Source organism: Methylobacterium aerolatum, from assembly GCF_022179085.1.
Lineage (GTDB): Bacteria > Pseudomonadota > Alphaproteobacteria > Rhizobiales > Beijerinckiaceae > Methylobacterium > Methylobacterium aerolatum.
The window spans coordinates 101,581-119,041 of the sequence record NZ_BPQE01000027.1 but is presented as its reverse complement, the minus strand read 5'-3'; the positions used below and the strand labels follow the sequence as shown (position 1 = coordinate 119,041).

Annotated in this window: 19 protein-coding genes; 12 read left to right on the top strand and 7 right to left on the bottom strand. The window is 70.3% G+C overall.

Annotated features, from left to right (window positions below; genetic code table 11):
* The first annotated feature begins 87 nt into the window (after nt 1–87).
* The 11 genes from rpsJ to rpsQ are packed head-to-tail and all read left to right on the top strand — an operon-like array spanning nt 88 to nt 5,315.
* Nucleotides 88–396 carry a 30S ribosomal protein S10 gene (gene rpsJ / locus MFF06_RS18415; protein ID WP_238206654.1) on the top strand — a complete coding sequence of 103 codons (309 nt, stop codon included), beginning with the start codon at nt 88–90 and terminating at the stop codon, nt 394–396.
* A 49-nt stretch (nt 397–445) separates the two neighbouring features.
* Complete coding sequence (gene rplC, locus MFF06_RS18410) at nt 446–1,183, top strand: 50S ribosomal protein L3 (protein WP_238206648.1); 738 nt, start codon at nt 446–448, stop codon at nt 1,181–1,183.
* Nucleotides 1,183–1,803 (top strand): 50S ribosomal protein L4, encoded by a 621-nt coding sequence (rplD, locus tag MFF06_RS18405; RefSeq protein WP_238206646.1) that lies wholly within the window; start codon nt 1,183–1,185, stop codon nt 1,801–1,803. Before rplC ends, rplD begins: the two co-directional genes overlap by 1 nt.
* Nucleotides 1,800–2,096 (top strand): 50S ribosomal protein L23, encoded by a 297-nt coding sequence (locus MFF06_RS18400; RefSeq protein WP_238206644.1) that lies wholly within the window; start codon nt 1,800–1,802, stop codon nt 2,094–2,096. Before rplD ends, MFF06_RS18400 begins: the two co-directional genes overlap by 4 nt.
* Before the next feature lie 21 nt (nt 2,097–2,117).
* Nucleotides 2,118–2,954: a 50S ribosomal protein L2 gene (rplB, locus tag MFF06_RS18395; protein WP_238206642.1), complete on the top strand. Its 837-nt coding sequence runs from the start codon at nt 2,118–2,120 to the stop codon at nt 2,952–2,954.
* 5 nt (nt 2,955–2,959) lie between these two features.
* The gene (rpsS, locus tag MFF06_RS18390; RefSeq protein WP_238206640.1) at nt 2,960–3,238 is read left to right on the top strand and encodes a 30S ribosomal protein S19; all 279 of its coding nucleotides are present in this window, start codon (nt 2,960–2,962) and stop codon (nt 3,236–3,238) included.
* Between the two features lies 1 nt (nt 3,239).
* Complete coding sequence (gene rplV / locus MFF06_RS18385; RefSeq protein ID WP_238206638.1) at nt 3,240–3,626, top strand: 50S ribosomal protein L22; 387 nt, start codon at nt 3,240–3,242, stop codon at nt 3,624–3,626.
* Nucleotides 3,627–3,636: 10 nt separating this feature from the next.
* A complete protein-coding gene (gene rpsC, locus MFF06_RS18380) occupies nt 3,637–4,383 on the top strand; it encodes a 30S ribosomal protein S3 (RefSeq protein ID WP_238206636.1) in 747 nt (248 codons plus the stop codon).
* A gap of 8 nt (nt 4,384–4,391) precedes the next feature.
* Nucleotides 4,392–4,805, top strand: a complete 414-nt coding sequence (rplP, locus tag MFF06_RS18375) for a 50S ribosomal protein L16 (protein ID WP_238206635.1) — start codon at nt 4,392–4,394, stop codon at nt 4,803–4,805.
* A gap of 11 nt (nt 4,806–4,816) precedes the next feature.
* Nucleotides 4,817–5,035: a 50S ribosomal protein L29 gene (gene rpmC / locus MFF06_RS18370; RefSeq protein ID WP_238206634.1), complete on the top strand. Its 219-nt coding sequence runs from the start codon at nt 4,817–4,819 to the stop codon at nt 5,033–5,035.
* 10 nt (nt 5,036–5,045) lie between these two features.
* Nucleotides 5,046–5,315: a 30S ribosomal protein S17 gene (gene rpsQ, locus MFF06_RS18365; protein ID WP_238206633.1), complete on the top strand. Its 270-nt coding sequence runs from the start codon at nt 5,046–5,048 to the stop codon at nt 5,313–5,315.
* Between the two features lie 334 nt (nt 5,316–5,649).
* Here rpsQ and recA read toward each other — a convergent pair whose 3' ends face one another.
* The gene (gene recA / locus MFF06_RS18360) at nt 5,650–6,711 is read right to left on the bottom strand and encodes a recombinase RecA (protein WP_370876755.1); all 1,062 of its coding nucleotides are present in this window, start codon (nt 6,709–6,711) and stop codon (nt 5,650–5,652) included.
* A gap of 169 nt (nt 6,712–6,880) precedes the next feature.
* On the opposite strand from recA, the gene MFF06_RS18355 reads away from it, so the two are divergent.
* Nucleotides 6,881–7,813 (top strand): ketopantoate reductase family protein, encoded by a 933-nt coding sequence (locus MFF06_RS18355; protein ID WP_238206631.1) that lies wholly within the window; start codon nt 6,881–6,883, stop codon nt 7,811–7,813.
* A 170-nt stretch (nt 7,814–7,983) separates the two neighbouring features.
* Here the strand turns inward: MFF06_RS18355 and MFF06_RS18350 are convergent, their stop codons facing one another.
* The 6 genes from MFF06_RS18350 to MFF06_RS18325 form a co-directional block, all read right to left on the bottom strand.
* Entirely contained in the window at nt 7,984–9,867 is a 1,884-nt protein-coding gene (locus MFF06_RS18350) for a response regulator (protein ID WP_238206630.1), read from the bottom strand.
* A 2-nt stretch (nt 9,868–9,869) separates the two neighbouring features.
* On the bottom strand, nt 9,870–11,570 hold the full coding sequence (locus MFF06_RS18345; protein WP_238206629.1) for a response regulator: 1,701 nt from the start codon (nt 11,568–11,570) through the stop codon (nt 9,870–9,872).
* Entirely contained in the window at nt 11,567–12,637 is a 1,071-nt protein-coding gene (gene cheB, locus MFF06_RS18340) for a chemotaxis-specific protein-glutamate methyltransferase CheB (RefSeq protein ID WP_238206665.1), read from the bottom strand. The genes MFF06_RS18345 and cheB overlap by 4 nt, the downstream gene beginning before the upstream one ends.
* A 292-nt stretch (nt 12,638–12,929) precedes the next feature.
* On the bottom strand, nt 12,930–15,206 hold the full coding sequence (locus MFF06_RS18335) for a hybrid sensor histidine kinase/response regulator (RefSeq protein ID WP_238206628.1): 2,277 nt from the start codon (nt 15,204–15,206) through the stop codon (nt 12,930–12,932).
* Between the two features lie 12 nt (nt 15,207–15,218).
* Nucleotides 15,219–16,916: a methyl-accepting chemotaxis protein gene (locus MFF06_RS18330; RefSeq protein WP_238206626.1), complete on the bottom strand. Its 1,698-nt coding sequence runs from the start codon at nt 16,914–16,916 to the stop codon at nt 15,219–15,221.
* A complete protein-coding gene (locus MFF06_RS18325) occupies nt 16,916–17,458 on the bottom strand; it encodes a chemotaxis protein CheW (RefSeq protein ID WP_238206624.1) in 543 nt (180 codons plus the stop codon). Before MFF06_RS18325 ends, MFF06_RS18330 begins: the two co-directional genes overlap by 1 nt.
* Between the last annotated feature and the right edge of the window lie 3 nt (nt 17,459–17,461).

Sequence of the window (17,461 nt, the reverse complement as noted above, 5' to 3'; positions counted from 1 at the left end):
CGCCATCAACGACTGATCGCCAACAACAGAACCTGAAGGGAGCGGCGGGAATCCGCCCCCCGCCCTCCCTCTCAAGGCCCGAAGGTCATGAACGGTCAAAACATTCGCATTCGCCTCAAGGCGTTCGATCACCGCATCCTTGATGCCTCGACCCGCGAGATCGTCTCGACGGCGAAGCGTACGGGCGCGCAGATCCGGGGTCCGATCCCGCTGCCGACGCATATCGCGCGCTTCACCGTCAACCGCTCGCCCCACATCGACAAGAAGTCGCGCGAGCAGTTCGAGATGCGCACTCACAAGCGCGTTCTCGACATCGTCGATCCGACGCCCCAAACCGTGGACGCGCTGATGAAGCTCGACCTCGCTGCCGGCGTCGACGTGGAGATCAAGCTCTGAGGCCCTGAGGGCTCAGAGCTTACCGTTTCACCGCGCGGGGGAGATACCTATGCGCTCAGGGGTCATCGCACAGAAGGTCGGCATGACCCGCGTCTTTACGGACGCGGGGGAGCATGTGCCGGTCACCGTGCTCAAGGTCGATCAGTGCCAGGTGGTTGCCCACCGCACGATAGAAAAGAACGGCTACGTCGCGCTGCAGGTCGGTGTCGGCAAGGCCAAGGTCAAGAACGTCTCCGCCGCCGAGCGTGGCCGCTTCGCGGTCGCCAAGGTGGAGCCGAAGAAGAAGCTCGCCGAGTTCCGCGTGTCCGAGGACGCGCTGATCCCGGTCGGCGCCGAGATCACGGCCGACCACTTCATCCCGGGTCAGTTCGTCGACGTGACGGGCACCACCACGGGTAAGGGTTTCGCCGGCGGTATGAAGCGCTGGAACTTCGGCGGTCTGCGCGCCACCCACGGCGTGTCGATCTCCCACCGCTCGATCGGTTCGACCGGTGGCCGCCAGGATCCGGGCAAGACCTTCAAGAACAAGAAGATGCCGGGCCACCTCGGTGTCGAGCGGGTGACGACCCAGAACCTGCGCGTCGTGCGTACCGATCCCGAGCGGGGCCTGATCCTCGTCGAGGGCGCGGTTCCGGGCGTGGCTGGTGGCTGGATCCAGATCCGCGACTCGATCAAGCGCAAGCTGCCCGCCGACGTGCCGCTGCCGGGCAAGTTCCGTGAGAACGGTTCGTCCGCCGAGGCGTCTCAAACCGCCCCCGAGGCCCCTGCGGCTGAGGAGAATGCGTGATGAAGCTTGATGTCACCACCCTCGACGGAGCCGGTGCCGGCTCGGTCGATCTGAACGAAGAGATCTTCGGTCTGGAGCCCCGCGCGGACCTGCTTCAGCGCATGGTCCGCTGGCAGCTCGCCAAGCGGCGCGCCGGCACCCATGCCGTGCAGAACCGCTCGGATGTGAACCGGACCCGGAAGAAGCTCTACAAGCAGAAGGGTACCGGCAACGCCCGTCATGGCGCTGCCTCCGCCCCGCAGTTCCGCGGCGGTGGCCGGGCCTTCGGTCCCGTCGTCCGCGACCACAGCCACGACCTCCCCAAGAAGGTGCGCGCGCTGGCTCTCCGCCACGCCCTCTCCTCGAAGGCGAAGGCCGAGACGCTGATCGTCGTCGACGATATCACGGTCGATACCCACAAGACGAAGGGCCTCCTGGAGACCTTCGGCAAGCTGGGCCTCTCGAACGCCCTGATCATCGGCGGTGCCGAGGTCGACGTGAACTTCGGTCGCGCCGCCCGCGCCATCCCGCAGATCGACGTGCTGCCCGTTCAGGGCATCAACGTCTACGACATCCTGCGCCGCGACAAGCTCGTGCTCACGAAGGCGGCGGTCAACGCGCTGGAGGAGCGTTTCAAATGAGTGCCGATCCGCGCCACTACGACATCATCGTCTCCCCGGTCATCACCGAGAAGGCGACGAACCTGACCGAGCAGAACAAGGTCGTCTTCCGGGTCGCCCCGAAGGCCACCAAGCCGCAGATCAAGGAAGCGGTCGAAAAGCTGTTCGACGTGAAGGTGACGGGCGTCAACACGCTCATCACCAAGGGCAAGAAGAAAGTGTTCCGCGGGCTTCGCGGCCAGCGCTCGGATGTGAAGAAAGCGATCGTGACCCTGGCCGAAGGCCACACGATCGACGTCACCACCGGGCTCTGAGGACGGATCGAGGACGAGCCGATGGCTTTGAAGACTTTTAAACCGGTCACGCCGAGCCTGCGCCAGCTCGTGCTCGTGGACCGCCGTGAGCTCTACAAGGGCAAGCCGGTGAAGGCCCTGACCGAGGGCAAGAGCTCCTCGGGCGGCCGCAACAATCTCGGCCGCGTGACCGTTCGGTTCCGCGGCGGTGGTCACAAGCGCGCCCTGCGCAACGTGGACTTCAAGCGTCGCGACCAGCTCAACGTGACGGCGACGGTGGAGCGGATCGAGTACGATCCGAACCGCACGGCGTTCATCGCGCTGATCAACTATCCCGACGGTAAGCAGAGCTACATCCTGGCTCCCCAGCGGCTCGCCGCCGGAGACAAGGTGGTGGCTGGCGCCAACGTGGACATCAAGCCGGGCAATGCCGGCCCGATCGGCTCCATGCCCGTCGGCACGATCGTCCACAATGTCGAGCTGAAGATCGGCAAGGGTGGCGCGATCGCCCGCTCCGCCGGCAACTACGCTCAGATCGTCGGCCGCGACCAGGGCTACGTGACGGTGCGCCTGAACTCGGGCGAGCAGCGTCTCGTGCACGGCCAGTGCTTCGCGACGGTGGGTGCGGTGTCGAACCCGGACCACATGAACATCTCGCTCGGCAAGGCCGGGCGGAACCGCTGGCTCGGCAAGCGCCCGCACAACCGCGGCGTGGCGATGAACCCGGTCGACCATCCGCACGGCGGCGGCGAGGGCCGCACCTCCGGCGGCCGTAACCCGGTCACGCCTTGGGGTGTGCCCACCAAGGGCAAGAAGACCCGGTCCAACAAGCGGACCGACGTCTTCATCCTGTCCAGCCGCCACAACCGCAAGAAGTAACCACCATGGCACGCTCTCTCTGGAAGGGGCCGTTCGTCGACGGCTACCTCTTCAAGAAGGCCGAGGCGGCGCGGGGTTCCTCGCGCTCCGAGGTCATCAAGATCTGGAGCCGTCGCTCCACGATCCTGCCGCAGTTCGTCGGACTCACCTTCGGCGTTCACAACGGCCACAAGCACATTCCGGTCTACGTCACCGAGGAAATGGTCGGTCACAAGTTCGGCGAGTTCTCGCCGACCCGCACCTTCCCCGGCCACGCGGCCGACAAGAAGGCGAAGAGGCGCTGATATGGGCAAGCAGGCTACCCCCCGCGCGCTCCCCGAGAACGAGGCCAAGGCGGTGGCGCGCATGTTGCGCGTCTCCCCGCAGAAGCTGAATCTCGTGGCGCAGCTCATCCGCGGCAAGAAGGTCGAGACGGCGCTCGCCGATCTCCAGTTCTCCCGCAAGCGCATCGCCACCGATGTGAAGAAGTGCCTCGAAAGCGCGATCGCCAACGCCGAGAACAACCACGATCTGGATGTCGACGACCTCGTCGTCAGCCAGGCTTTCGTGGGCAAGGCGCTGGTCCTGAAGCGCTTCCACGCCCGTGCCCGCGGCCGCGGCGCGCGCATCCTGAAGCCCTTCTCGAACCTCACGATCGTGGTTCGCGAAGTGCGCGCGGCTGAAGCGGCCTGAGGAGGATCTGATGGGTCAGAAAGTCAACCCGATCGGTCTCCGGCTCGGCATCAACCGGACCTGGGACTCCCGCTGGTTCGCCAACAAGGGCGAATACGCGAAGCTCATGCACGAGGACGTCGCGATCCGCGCCGCCCTCACCAAGCAGCTGAAGCAGGCCGCGGTCTCCAAGATCGTGATCGAGCGCCCGCACCGGAAGTGCCGCGTCACCATCCACTCGGGTCGTCCGGGCGTGGTGATCGGCAAGAAGGGCGCGGACATCGAGAAGCTGCGCAAGCTCGTCGGCACGATGACCAAGGCCGACGTGACCATCAACATCGTCGAGGTGCGCAAGCCCGAGATCGATGCCACCCTGGTGGCCGACTCGATCGCCCAGCAGCTCGAGCGCCGCGTCGCCTTCCGTCGCGCCATGAAGCGCGCCGTGCAGTCGGCCATGCGTCTCGGCGCCGAGGGCATCCGGATCAACTGCTCCGGCCGTCTCGGCGGCGCCGAGATCGCCCGTCAGGAGTGGTACCGCGAGGGCCGCGTTCCGCTGCACACGCTGCGGGCCGACGTCGATTACGGGACCGCCACGGCGTTCACGACCTACGGCACCTGCGGTATCAAGGTGTGGGTGTTCAAGGGCGAGATCCTCGAGCACGATCCGATGGCCCAGGACAAAAAGGCCCAGGAAGAGGGCGGCCGCTCCGGCGGGCGCCGCGAGCGTGACGGTGAGGGCGGTCGTGACCGGCCCCGTCGCGAGCGCGAGCACGCGTGAGGTAAGCCATGCTGCAACCCAAGAAGACCAAGTTCCGTAAGCAGTTCAAGGGCCGCATCCACGGTGCGGCCAAGGGCGGCTTCGACCTGAACTTCGGGCAGTTCGGCCTGAAGGCGATGGAGCCCGAGCGCGTCACCGCCCGCCAGATCGAAGCCGCCCGCCGCGCCATCACGCGCGAGATGAAGCGTCAGGGCCGCGTGTGGATCCGGGTGTTCCCGGACGTGCCGGTCTCGACCAAGCCGACCGAAGTCCGCATGGGCTCGGGTAAGGGCGCGCCGGACTTCTGGGCCGCGCGCATCCACCCCGGGCGCATCATGTTCGAGGTCGATGGCGTCGCCGCCGAGATCGCCCGCGAGGCCCTGCGCCTCGGCGCGGCGAAGCTGCCGGTGCGCACGCGCATCATCACGCGCATCGCCGACTGAGGAGATCGCCCGTGAAGACCACCCAACGCCACTCGGACCTGAAGGCGCTCTCGCCTGACCAGCTCGCCGACGAGTTGCTGAACCTCAAGAAGGAGCAGTTCAACCTGCGCTTCCAGGGGGCCACCGGCCAGCTCGAGAACGTCGCCCGCATCCGTGAGGTGCGGCGGGACATCGCCCGCGTGCGGACCCTGCAGCGTCAGAAGACGCTCGCGTCCGCCGCCAAGGCTTGAGGAGAAGATCATGCCGAAGCGCGTCCTGCAGGGCGTCGTCGTCAGCGACAAGGGCGAGAAGACCGTCATCGTGAAGGTGGAGCGCCGCTTCACCCACCCGGTGATGAAGAAGACCGTCCGCCGTTCGAAGAACTACCACGCCCACGACGAGGCCAATGCGGCCAAGGTCGGGCAGACGGTGTTCATTGAGGAGTGCCGTCCGCTCTCCAAGCTGAAGACCTGGAAGCTCGTCGAGGGTGATCCGGCTGCAGTCGAAGCCGGAGCCGGCGAAGCCGCCTGAGCCGCGGTCGGGCTCACCGCTCGACCACGCTCATCGTGCGAACAGCTCAACGGCGAAGCGATCCTGTTCGGGATCGCTTCGCCGTTTTGCGTTCGAGGGCGGTCCATTTTTGGAGCATCCGTCCTCGGTGGTGGGTGAGGCAGCATCAGTTCAACTTGGATTGAGCTGCTGTGTCTTCATTGCGAGCGCAGCGAAGCAATCCAGGGCAGCGGGCGCTCACCGAACGTAGCGCATCCCTGGATTGCTTCGCTGCGCTCGCAATGACGGTGGACATGCAAAAGGCCCCGGATTTCTCCGGGGCCTTTGTTCTCCGTCAATTGGATAATGCGGCGGCCTATGCCTCGCCGGGGTCCAATTCGTCCTCGGTCGGCTTGGCGTTCTCCAGGATCTTCTCGGCCACGAGGCCGGAATTCTGGCGGATCATGCCTTCGATCTTCGCGGCGATCTCCGGGTTGTCGCGCAGGAAGCCCTTCGAGTTCTCGCGGCCCTGCCCGAGGCGCTGGCTGTCGTGGGAGAACCACGCGCCGGACTTCTCGACGATGCCGGCCTTCACGCCGAGGTCGATGAGCTCGCCGACCTTCGAGATGCCCTCGCCGAACATGATGTCGAACTCAACCTGCTTGAAGGGCGGGGCGACCTTGTTCTTCACCACCTTCACGCGGACTTGGTTGCCGATGGCCTCGTCACGCTCCTTGAGCGTCGAGATGCGGCGGATGTCGAGGCGCACCGAAGCATAGAACTTCAGGGCGTTGCCGCCCGTCGTCGTCTCCGGCGAGCCGTACATCACCCCGATCTTCATGCGGATCTGGTTGATGAAGATGACCATGCAGTTCGAGCGCGAGATCGAGCCCGTCAGCTTGCGCAGGGCCTGGCTCATCAGGCGGGCCTGGAGACCGGGCTGGCTCTCGCCCATCTCACCCTCGATCTCGGCGCGCGGCGTCAGCGCCGCCACGGAGTCGACCACCAGCACGTCGATGGCGCCGGAGCGCACCAGCGTGTCGGTGATCTCCAGGGCCTGCTCGCCCGTATCGGGCTGGGAGATCAGCAGATCGTCGAGGTTCACCCCGAGCTTGCGGGCGTAAACCGGATCGAGGGCGTGCTCGGCATCGACGAAGGCACAGACGCCGCCCTTCTTCTGGGCCTCGGCGATGGTGTGCAAGGCGAGCGTGGTCTTGCCCGAGGATTCCGGCCCGTACACCTCGATCACGCGACCGCGCGGCAGGCCGCCGACGCCGAGCGCGATGTCGAGCCCGAGCGAGCCGGTGGAGATCGTCTCGACCTCCTGGACCTTGTCGTTCTTGCCCAGCCGCATGATCGAGCCTTTGCCGAAGGCCCGTTCGATCTGCGACAGGGCGGCGTCGATCGCCTTCGACTTGTCCTTGTCTGCGGGGGGCATATCAACCACTTTCAGCGCGGGCTGGGCCATCTGGCGAGGCTCCTTATGAAGAGGAAGGGCGCCAATCACAACGCGTCCCTCGTCAGGATTTTGTACTTGGTTTGTTCCTATTCGGCAAGGGGCGGTAGACCCCGTGACCGCCGGAATCAGGGACGGTGGAGGAAGCGCAATGGCCAAGGTGGCGATCGTCGGTTGCGGAGCCATGGGCTCCGTCTACGCTGCGTTGATGGTGTCCGCAGGGCACGAGGTCCACGCCGTCACGTCCTGGCCGGATCACGCGGCGGCGATGGCCGAATCGGGGCTTCGGGTCGAGGGTAAGAGCGGCGACCGCACCGTCCGCCTCGCCAGCGCCGGAACGGGCACCGACGGCATCGGCCCCTGCGATCTGGTGATCGTCGCGACGAAGGCCTTCGACGTGGCGGAGGCGGCGGAGAGCTGCTTGCCGCTCCTCGGGCCCGAAACGGTGGTGCAGACCATCCAGAACGGCCTCGGCTCACCGGAGGTGGCGGCGGAGATCCTCGGGGCGGACCGGATCGCGGTGGGCGTCGTCGGCGGCTTCGGCGCCTCCATGAGGGCGCCCGGGCACATCCACCACAACGGCATGGAGATGATCCGCTTCGGCGCCCTCGCCGGGCTGCCCCGTCCGCGCCTGGAGACCTCCGCCCGGGTGTGGGAGGAGGCGGGCTTCACCGTGAAGCTGTTCGACGACATCGGCCGGATGGTGTGGGAGAAGCTGATCATGAACGTGACCTTCTCCGGTCCGAGCGTGGTCACGGGGCTCACCATTGGCGGCATCATGGCCGACGAAAACGCCTGGGCGGTGGCCGAGGGTTGCGCCCGGGAGGCCGTCGCCGTCGCCCAGGCGGCGGGCGTGCACCTAGAGGTGGGCGATCCCATCGCGCATATCCGCACGCTCGGCGGCAAGATCCCCCACGCCAAGCCGTCGATGCTGCTGGACCACGAGGCCGGCATCCGCGGCGAGGTGGACGCCATCAACGGCGCGATTCCCCGGCTGGGGCGCCGCCATGGTGTCGCGACGCCGGTCAACGACACGGTGGTGGCCATCGTGAAGGCGCGGGAAGCGGCGATGGCGGCTCGCTGAGGGGGCACCCTCTCTCGTCATCGCGAGAGGAGCGGAGCAATTCAGGGGCGGATGGCCGTTCTCAGGCCGTGGCGCCGCCCTGGATCGCTTCACTCGCAATGACGGCGGGATGGCGGACAAGGCCACCTCACTCGCCCCGTGGGACGGCCTCCGGCGGCGGGTCTCCGAGCCTAGCCCGTCCGGCCCTGACCGAGCAGTTCCGAGACGCGCTGGGCGAGGTCGGCGGAGCGGAAGGGCTTGGCCAACACCGGCAGGTCGTCGGGGATCTGCATGGCGTCGGCGTGGCCGGTGAGGATCAGCACCGGCAGGCCGGGCACGAGGGCGCGGACCGCCGCGGCGAGCTCTACCCCGCTCATGCCGGGCATGGCGAGGTCGGCGAGCACGAGGTCGAAGCGCTCGCGGGTGAGCAGATCGAGGGCGGCGGCCCCGTCGGGCGCCTCGGTCTCGTCGTAGCCGAAGCCTTCCAGGAAGGAGACGGTGACGTGCCGGACCTCCGGGTCGTCGTCGACCACGAGGATCCGCGCGGGCCGCTCGGCCACCCGGATCGGCGCCACCTGCCCGGCCTCGGCCTGGGGCGCGGCGGCGGAGAAGGGCAGGGCGAGTTCCACCTTCGTGCCGCGCCCGACCTCGCTCTCGATGGCGAGCCGCCCCTTGGATTGCTGGGCGAGGCCGAACACCATGGCGAGGCCGAGGCCGGTGCCCTGGCCCACCGCCTTCGTGGTGAAGAACGGCTCGCAGACGCGGCGCAGAATCTCGTCCGGGATGCCGGTGCCCTCATCCTCCACGCGGATGGCGAGATAGTCGCCGTCGCCGATCTCGGGATCCTTCTCGATCGTCAGACGGCGGGTGGAGACGGTGATGGTCCCGCCCTCCGGCATCGCGTCCCGGGCGTTGATGCAGAGGTTCAGGACGGCGAGTTCGAGCTGGTCGGGATCGACCTGGGCCGCCGGCAGGTCGGGGGCGAGGTCCGTGCGCACGCTCACGAGGCCGCCGAGGCTGCGGCTGAAGAGGTCGCTCATCCCCACGATCAGGGCGTTCACGTCCGTCGCGCGGGCCTGGAGGTCGTGGGCGCGGCTGAAGCTGAGGAGCCGCTTGGTGAGGGAGGCGCCCCGTTCCGCCGCCCCGCGGGCGTTCTCGATGAGGCGTTGCACCCGCGGCTGGTCCGCGACCTTCGGCCCGGCGAGCTCCAGGCTGCCGAGGATCGCGGTGAGGAGGTTGTTGAAGTCGTGGGCGATGCCCCCCGCGAGGGTGCCGAGCGCCTGCATCTTGTCGGACTGGCGCAGGCGCGCCTCCATGCTCTTCTGCTCGGTCACGTCGCGCTCGATCACCGCGAGGTGGGCGACGGCGCCGCTCCCGTCGCGGATCGGCACGCGGGTCACCTGGCTCCAGCGTTCCGCGCCGGCGGGCCCGTCGCCGGTCAGGCTTTCGCTGACGCTGCCGAGCCGGATCGCGTCGTCGTCGGCCCGCGTCCCCCCGGGCGGCCCAGAGAGGTCGGCCTCGCTGCGGCCGAGGCAATCGCCGACCTCCCGGCCGAGGAGGGCGGCCTTCCTGGCGTTCAGGCGCACGAAGCGCGCCTGCGCGTCCTTGAAGCTGATGGCGTCGGCGGAATGGTCGAGGAGGCCGCGCAGCAGTGCTCGCTCGGTGGCGAGGTTCCGGCCGAGCCGGTGGCGCTCGTAGGCCTGGGCGACGGTGCCGCGCAGGATGCCGGGATCCCAGGGCTTGGTGACGTAGCCGACGATGCCGCCCCGGTTGAGGGCGGCGATCACGGCGGTGATGTCGGCATAGCCCGTGAGGAGGATCGCCTGCGCGTCATGGAAGGCGCGGGCTTCGGCCAGCAGGGCGTCGCCGGTGAGCCCCGGCATCCGCTGGTCGGAGACGATGACGGCGATGTCGGGCTCGGCCCGGAGGATCTCCAGGGCCTCCGCCGGCTTGGAGGTGGTGAGCACACGGTAGCGGTCCTCGAAGAGATCCTCGAGGGCGATCAGGATGTCCGGCTCGTCATCGACGGCCAGGATCGTTCCCCGCATCCCGCCGTGTGCCGCGTTCTCGCTCATACCTATGCCGCCTGCCGCGGAATACCGATCACGAAGCAGGCTCCTCCACCGGGGGCGGTCTCGACGCCGAGGGAGCCGCTATGGGCTTGAACGACACTGTAGGCAATCGCCAATCCGAGGCCGGTCCCGGCGCCGACCGGCTTCGTGGTGAAGAAAGGTTCGAAGATCTTCTCGCGCAGGTCCTGTGGGATGCCGGGCCCCGTGTCGCTGATGCGGATCTCATCGAGCGTGTCGGTCGAACGGGTCTCGATGCCGATCGTTCCACCCTCCGGCATCGCGTCGGCGGCGTTCCCGAGGATATTCATCACCACCTGGTTGAGCAGCGCAGGCGTGCAGTGGATCTCCGGCCGCCCGGCGAAGGTCCTGTCGACGGCGATCCGGTCGCCGAGCTTGTGCTGGAGCAGGGCGAGGACGGTCTCGATCGACTCCGGCACGTTGACCAGCGCGCGTTCGCCCTCGTCGAGGCGGGAGAATTTGCGCAGGTTCAGGACGAGGTCCTGGATGCGGGTGAGGCCGAGGCGCATGGCGCCGACCCGGCTCGTCGCCTTGTCGATGGCCCGTTCCGCCGCCTCGCGGTCGGCCTCCCGCAGGCCGGCGAGCAGGCGCTCGACGGTGCCCTGGTGGGCGAGGATGAAGGCCAGGGGATTGTTGATCTCGTGGGCGATGCCCGCCACCAGCTCGCCGAGGCTCGCCATCTTGGCGGCCTGGACGAGCTTGGCCTGGGCCTCGGTGAGGCGGCGGTTGGCGTCGGCGAGGTCCCGGTTCGCGCGCTCCAGCGCGTCGGCGAGGCCGGCCCGCGCCTCGGCGGCGTCGGCCTCCGCGCGGGCGCGCTCCACTTCCCGCTCACGGTCGCCGAACTCCCCGGCGATGCGGCGGTCGTCCTCCTCCAGCAGGCGGCGGCGGACGAAGCTGCGCACCCGCAGGGCCAGCACCTCGGCGTCGGTCTTGGCCACCACGTCGTCCGCCCCGGCGGCGAAGGCCTCGACCAGGAAGTCCTTGGCCGGATCGCTGCCGGAGATGGCCACGAGGTGGAACCCGGCCCCGACCGCCCCCTCGCGGCGCAGCGCGATCTCCCGGCAGAGGGCGAGGCCGTCATAGGCGTGGCCCAGGAGGTCGATGGTCACGCAGTCGAAGGCGCCGTCCGGGTCGTCGAGGGCCTTGAGGGCCGATTCCGGACCCTCCGCGACGGTGACACGGTGTCCGTTCTGCCCGAGCAGCCCGGCGAGGAAGGTGCGGTACGTGGCGCTCGAATCCACGACGAGGATCCGCCCCCGCCGGAAGGCGGCCGAGGCGGGGCTGGCCTCGTCGCTCCCCGCCCGCCGCTCGCGCAGCAGGGCGCGGATGCGCAGGACCATCAGGTCCCGGTCGGCGGATTTCGGGAGGTAGGCGTCGGCGCCGCTCTCGAGGCCCTGGCGCTCGCCGCCGCTGCCCCCGGTCAGCATCAGCACGGGCAGGGCGCGGGTGCGCAGGGACAGGCGCATCTGCCGGATCAGCTCGTCGCCGTTCATGCCCGGCAGATGGTAGTCCGCGACGACGAGGTCCGGCTGCGCCTCATTCAGGGCGTCGAGGGCGGTCTCGGCGGTGGCGCAACGGGTGACGGAGAAGCCGTTGGCTTCGAGGAACAGGCGCAGTTCGAGGGCCTGCGTCTCGGAATCCTCCACGAGGAGGATGCGGGCCGGCTCGTTCCCGCCCGCGGCCGTCACGGCGCGCCTCCCGTTGCGCCCCCCGGCATGGCGAGGCGGAGGAGGTGGGGGGCCACCCGGTCGAGGGGCAGCACCGCCCGCGCCGCGCCGAGGCGCACTGCCGCCGCGGGCATCCCATAGACCACGGCGGTGGACTCGTCCTCCGCGACGGTCTGCGCACCGGCGGCGTGCATGTCGGCGAGGCCCAGTGCCCCGTCCTCGCCCATGCCGGTGAGGAGGACGCCGAGCCCCGAAGCGCCGAGCTGCCGGGCCATGGAGCGGAACAGCACCGTCGCCGCCGGGCGCTGGCCCGAGACCGGTGCCGAGTCGATCAGCCGGAGGATGCAGTTGGAGCCGAGTTCGAGGTGGCGGTCGCCGGGGGCGACGTAGACGCGGCCCGCCTCGGCGCGCTCGCCGTCGCGGGCGATCGCGACGGGGAGGGGCACGACGCTGTCGAGCCAGCCGGCGAACCCGTCCATGAAGGCCGGCCCCATGTGCTGCACGAGGAGAATGGGCAGCGGGAAGTCCTTCGGCAGGGCGCCGATCACCCGGGCCAGCGCCGGAGGACCGCCGGTCGAGGCGGCGATGCCGAGCATGGCCGGCTGCTGGCCGAGGGCCGAGGCCGGGACGGGCACAGAGGCGGGCGCCGCCAGGCCGTTACGGGCGTTCCACTCGGAGCCGATCGACCGGCGGCGGATCACCGGGACCTGGGCCATGATGCGGAGCTGGGTGCAGATCTCGTTGGCGACGACCTCGTAGCCCGCATGCGTCGTCGCCACGGGCTTCTCCACCACGGAGAGGGCCCCGGCGCGGAGCGCGTTCATCGAGATGTGGAGCCCGGCATCCTCCACCGCCCCCGCCACCACGACGATGGGGGTCGGCCGCTCGGCCATGATCCGCCGCGTGGTCTCGAGCCCGTCAATGCCCGGCAGGCGGATGTCCATGGAGATGACGTCGGGCCGCGCCCCCGCGATGGCGGCGAGCGCCTCCTCGCCGGAGGCCACCGCCGCGACGAGTTCGAGGCGGGGATCCTTCGAGACGATGTAGCGGAGAAGCTCGCGGACCACGAGGCTGTCCTCGACGATCATCACCCGGACAGGGCTCACGGATTTACTCCCAGAAGTCTGACCGGAGGGATCGCGTGCCCCTCCGTCGTTGCCAGGGCAGCGACACGCCCACCGATAAAGCGCGTGTAGGGATGGCTAAGCTGTCGCGCGCAACGACACCGAGGATTCGTCGCGCCGTCGAAATCATCCCCGCCGGACACCCGGTCCCGGCGGAGCCGCGGAGCGGGCCGCATCGGCCGGGGACGCATCGCCCCGATCCGGTTTGGCGGCGACAAGACGGCGCGGGACGCGCCCATGCCCAAAGCCGCGTCGATCACAGGAGTTGACCGATCGTGTCGAGGAGCTTGCGCTGGTCGAAGGTCTGCTTCGTCAGATAGGCGTCGGCGCCGAGGTCGAGGCCGCGGGCGACGTCCTCCGCGTCACCGCGCGAGGTCATCAGCACGGCGGGCAGGCGGGCAAAGCGCTCGTCGGCGCGCAGGGCCGCGATCAGGCCGAACCCGTCGAGGCGCGGCATCTCCACGTCGGCCAGGACCAGATCCACCGGCTCGACCTCCGCCCGGAGGCGGTCCAGGGCGTCCTGACCGTCGACGCAGACCACGACGCGGTAACCTGCCGCCTCCAAGATGCCCTTCTCCAAGGTGCGTGTTGTGATCGAGTCGTCCACCACGAGGATCGTCGCCCGGGTGGCGCGTCCGCGCGGCGCGGATGCCGACTCGAGATCCGAACGTGGCGCCCGGCCCGGGGTTCCGGCGGAGGAGGCCCGCGCGGCGAGGCCGTCCGGGTCGAGGACCAGCACCGGCACGTCACCCTGGAGGATCGCGGTCCCGGCGATCAGGCCGGGATCCGCGCCGACCTCCGGCACCGGGAGCACGAGGAGCGAGCGCACGTCGTCGAGGCGATCGACGGCCAGCGCCAGGGGGCCGTGGGCGGTGCGCAGCACCACGGCGACGGGGTTCGCGCCCTCGCCGCCGGTCGCAACGCCGAGGAGCCCGGCGAGATCGGACAGGGGCAGGGCACCGGAATCCGTGGCGTCGCCGGGGCCGGTTGCCGCCGCCACCCCCGGCAGCATCGTCCGGCCCATCGCCTGGGGCAGGCCCCCGCGGGGCAGGCGCACCAGCCTCGCGACGGCGGAGGAGGGCAGGGCGCAGGCATGCCTCCCCGCCTGGACGAGGAGCAGGCTGCGCCGCGCGGCCGAGAGGGGCAGGCTGAAGGCCAGGGTCGTCCCGGCGGGCGAGCGCGGCTCCAGCCGGACGGTGCCCTGCAGGGCGCGGGCGGCATCGGCGGCCACCGAGAGGCCATAGCCGCGTCCCGAGAGGGAATCGACCGCCTCCGCCGTGGAGAAGCCCGGTTCGAAGACGAGCCGCAGCAGCGTCTCGGGATCGGCCGGCCCTTCCTCCGCAAGGAGGCCCCTGTCCCGGGCGGTGGCGGCGATGCGGGCGAGGTCGGGGCCGGGGCCGTCGTCGTGGACCGCCACGCGCAGGCGTCCCCCGCGCACCGCCACCTCCAGGTGGAGGGCGAGGGCCTCGGGCTTGCCCTGCGCGGCGCGGATCGCCGCCGGCTGCCACGCATGGCTCAGGGCGTTGCGGAGCGCATGGAGCAGCGGGTCCTTCAGGGCCTGGAGCGTCGCGCGCTCCACCGGCAGATCGAGGCCGCTCACGGCGACGTCGAGGTCGCGGCCCGCCTCCCTGGCGGTTTCCCGGATGGACCGGGCGAGGGGGCCGAGCACGGTCTCGGCGGGGACGAGGGCGAGCCGCTCGGTCTCGACCCGGACCCGCGACGCCGCGCCCTCCACGGCGTTCAGGGCCGCCGCCTGCCGTCTCGACGACTCGGTGGCCTCCCGCGCCAGGGTCGCGAGGCCCGCGGCCAGGGCCCGCAAAGCCGGATCGGCCTGGGCGCCGGCCAGGGCCTCGGCCCTGAGGCGAAGGTCGCGAATCGCCGCCGCCACGCGGGCGGTGCCCTCGGCGGCGCTGGCCTTGGCGGCGAGGGAGGTGCCGAGGTCGGCGCTGGCCCGCAGCAGGGCGGACACCGTCTCGGCGGGCACGCGGAGGAAGGCGGCGGCGGGCTCCGGCGCGTCCCCCGACTTGTCCTGCGCCGGGGAGGGCGGCGGCTCGGGGGGCGGCGCTCCGGGGCCGATGGCGGGAGGCTGCGGCGGCGGAGGGGCTGCCGGAGCAGGGTCCACCGATCCGGGGGCCACCGGGGCAGGCTCGGCCTCGTCCGATGGCCCGGCACCGAGGCACCGGTCGAGGGCGGCGATCGCGTCGCCGGGCATCTCCGGGCCCGCGCCGCCGTCGAAGCCGGCCACATACGCCTCGATCCGGTCGAGGGCGAGATCCACGGCGGAGGCCTTGTCCCGGTCGAGGGCGAGGGCCCCGGTGCGAACCCGCTCGAACAGGCTCTCCAGCCGGTGGGACACCGCCTCCACGGCGGGCAGATCCACCGCCCGCGAGGCGCCCTTCAGGCTGTGGGCCCGGCGGAAGACGTCGTTCCAGTCCGGATCGCTCGCGCGCAGGGCGAGGCGGATCGCGGCGACGTGCTCCCGGTGCTCGACGTCGAAGGCCGCGAGGAGAAGCTGTCGGATATCGGTCGCCACGGGGCCCGCGGCTCAGGTGCGGTAGCGTTCCGCCAGGGCCATGAGGGCCTGGGCGAGTTCGGTCATGTTGGCGGAGGCGGCCTCCACCTCGCGGGTGCCGGCGGCCGTCTGCTGGCTCGCCTGTCGGATGTTCTGGAGCGCGCCCATGACCTGCTCGATGCCGAGTTGCTGCTGGTTGGTCGAGGCCACGATCTGCTGGAACGTCTGCACGTTCTCCTCCACTCGCGCCGTGATCTCCTCGATCGTGCGTTGCGTCGTGTCGGAGCGCGCCTTGCCGGTGGCCGAGCGCTTCACTGCCTCCTCGGTCAGCATCACCGAGGTGTTGATGCCCCGCTGGATCTCGCCGAGGATCGCGCGCACCTGCCCGGTGGCCGCCTTCGCCTGGTCGGCCAGCAGCTTCATCTCCGAAGCCACCACCGCGAAGCTGCGCCCGCTCTCCCCCGCCGCCGCCGCCTCGATGGCCGCGTTCAGGGCGAGAAGGTGCGTCCGCTCCGAGATGTCGTTGACGCTCTCGATGATCTCGCCGATGGCCTGGGTCTTCTCCGACACGGCGACGATGTTGCCCGCCACCGCCTCGGCCTGCTCGCGGATCGCGTCCATGGCCTGGGCGGTGTCCGAGACCGCGCGCAGGCCCTGGCGCGAGGTCTTGGCGGTGGCCTGCGCCGTGGCGATCACCTCGCTCGCCCGCTTGGAGATCTGGGCGCCCGAATGGGTGATCTCGTCCACGGTGGCGGCCGTCTCCTGCACGGCGGCGAACTGCTCCTCCACCGAGGCGGCCTGCTCCTGCGCCGAGGCGCGGATCTCGGCGGCGGCGGCATTCAGGTCGGCCGTCGCGGAGCGGTTGGTGCGGGCGAGGTCGGACAGGCTCTCGACCATGCCGTCGAGGGTCCGGCCCAGGCGGCCGATCTCGTCGCTGCCGGTCAGGCGCAGGCGCCCGGTCAGGTCGCCGTCGCCCACCGTGCCGACGAAGGTCATCACCCGGGTGAGGGGCCGCACCACCGAGCGGCTGACGAGGTAGGTCACGAGCATCGCCAGCGCGACCGCCGCCGACAGCGTCAGCAGGATCGACAGCCACGACTTGTCGTAGATCTCGGTGGCGGCCTTCTGGCCCACGGCGACGCTCTCGTCGAGGGCGGCCCTCGCCTTCTCGACGGCACCGGTCGTGGCGACGTACTGCCGCCCGATGTCGTCGTTGCTGGTCTCGATCCCCTGCACGTCGCCCTTGGACGCCTGGACGATCTGCGTCTCGCTCGCCGCCCGGTAGGGCCGGTAGATCTCGAGCGCCTGGTTCAGGGAGGCGTACAGCCGTTCGTAGGTGGAGGCCCGCTCGGCGGAGACCGACGAGGACCGGAACCGGTTCGCCTCGGAGATCAAATCCGCGAAGATCTTGTCCGTCTTCTCCGCCGTCCTGCGCCAGGGCGTCACGAGGTCGACGTCGCGGGTGGTGTGGCCCAGCGCCTTCATGAGGGCGTGGATCACCGCGTTGCGCCGCTGGACGCCGAGGTCCCGGGTCTCGTTCCCGAGCTCGTCGAGCTGGCGCATCATCATCAGGTCGCGGGCGACGATGCGGTCGGTCGTCTCGCGCACGGCGCCGACCTGCCCGATGGCGTAGAGCCCGAGCGCCACGAGCACCGCCGTGATGGCGAAGAAGCCGAGGAGGATGCGTCGTCCGATGGACAGGGTCAGGGTCGTGGTCCGGGTCTCTGGCATCAGGGCAGCAATCTCCGGAGCAGCGGCGAAGGATCGACGATGACGAAATCGGGCTGGCCGGCGGCCGCCGGGACATAGCCCGGTGCGTGGCCGTTTCCCAGGGGGGTGGTGCCGGCGGGCGCCTCCGGCCCGGCGGCGGCCTGGACGATGCCGAGCGCGCGGCCGACGGCGAGGGCGACGGGCGGCTCGCCCCTCAGCACCACGAGATGGCCCTCCTCCGGGTCGTCCGGGGCGGGGCGGCCGAGGGCGCGGCCGAGGCCCACGACGCCGACGATCCGGCCGGACAGGGCGACGAGGCCGGACACGGCCGGGTCGGCGCCGGGCACGGGCGTGCAGGGCCGCCCGGCCATCACCCGCGCCACCCGCGCCAGGGGAATCCCGAACCGGTCCTCGCCGCAGGCGCAGACGAGGAAGGGCGTCGTAGGCGTCTCGCGGGTCTCATCGCCCTCCCGGCGCCGGGCCAGCGCCAGGGTGCGCGCCGCGATGAGGTCGCGGCTGCGGGCGGCTCCCCGGCTCTGCGCGCCGGCCTCGGTCGGATCCACTCT

Excerpts from the sequence above, each read along its gene's own strand:
- rplC (WP_238206648.1), top strand. The coding sequence starts at position 446 with ATGCGCTCAGGGGTCATCGCACAGAAGGTCGGCATGACCCGCGTCTTT.
- rpsS (WP_238206640.1), top strand. The coding sequence starts at position 2,960 with ATGGCACGCTCTCTCTGGAAGGGGCCGTTCGTCGACGGCTACCTCTTC.
- recA (WP_370876755.1), bottom strand. The coding sequence starts at position 6,711 with ATGCCCCCCGCAGACAAGGACAAGTCGAAGGCGATCGACGCCGCCCTG.
- rplP (WP_238206635.1), top strand. The coding sequence starts at position 4,392 with ATGCTGCAACCCAAGAAGACCAAGTTCCGTAAGCAGTTCAAGGGCCGC.
- rpsJ (WP_238206654.1), top strand. The coding sequence starts at position 88 with ATGAACGGTCAAAACATTCGCATTCGCCTCAAGGCGTTCGATCACCGC.
- MFF06_RS18400 (WP_238206644.1), top strand. The coding sequence starts at position 1,800 with ATGAGTGCCGATCCGCGCCACTACGACATCATCGTCTCCCCGGTCATC.
- rpsQ (WP_238206633.1), top strand. The coding sequence starts at position 5,046 with ATGCCGAAGCGCGTCCTGCAGGGCGTCGTCGTCAGCGACAAGGGCGAG.
- rplD (WP_238206646.1), top strand. The coding sequence starts at position 1,183 with ATGAAGCTTGATGTCACCACCCTCGACGGAGCCGGTGCCGGCTCGGTC.
- MFF06_RS18350 (WP_238206630.1), bottom strand. The coding sequence starts at position 9,867 with ATGAGCGAGAACGCGGCACACGGCGGGATGCGGGGAACGATCCTGGCC.
- cheB (WP_238206665.1), bottom strand. The coding sequence starts at position 12,637 with ATGATCGTCGAGGACAGCCTCGTGGTCCGCGAGCTTCTCCGCTACATC.
- MFF06_RS18355 (WP_238206631.1), top strand. The coding sequence starts at position 6,881 with ATGGCCAAGGTGGCGATCGTCGGTTGCGGAGCCATGGGCTCCGTCTAC.
- rpsC (WP_238206636.1), top strand. The coding sequence starts at position 3,637 with ATGGGTCAGAAAGTCAACCCGATCGGTCTCCGGCTCGGCATCAACCGG.
- MFF06_RS18330 (WP_238206626.1), bottom strand. The coding sequence starts at position 16,916 with ATGCCAGAGACCCGGACCACGACCCTGACCCTGTCCATCGGACGACGC.
- rplV (WP_238206638.1), top strand. The coding sequence starts at position 3,240 with ATGGGCAAGCAGGCTACCCCCCGCGCGCTCCCCGAGAACGAGGCCAAG.
- rplB (WP_238206642.1), top strand. The coding sequence starts at position 2,118 with ATGGCTTTGAAGACTTTTAAACCGGTCACGCCGAGCCTGCGCCAGCTC.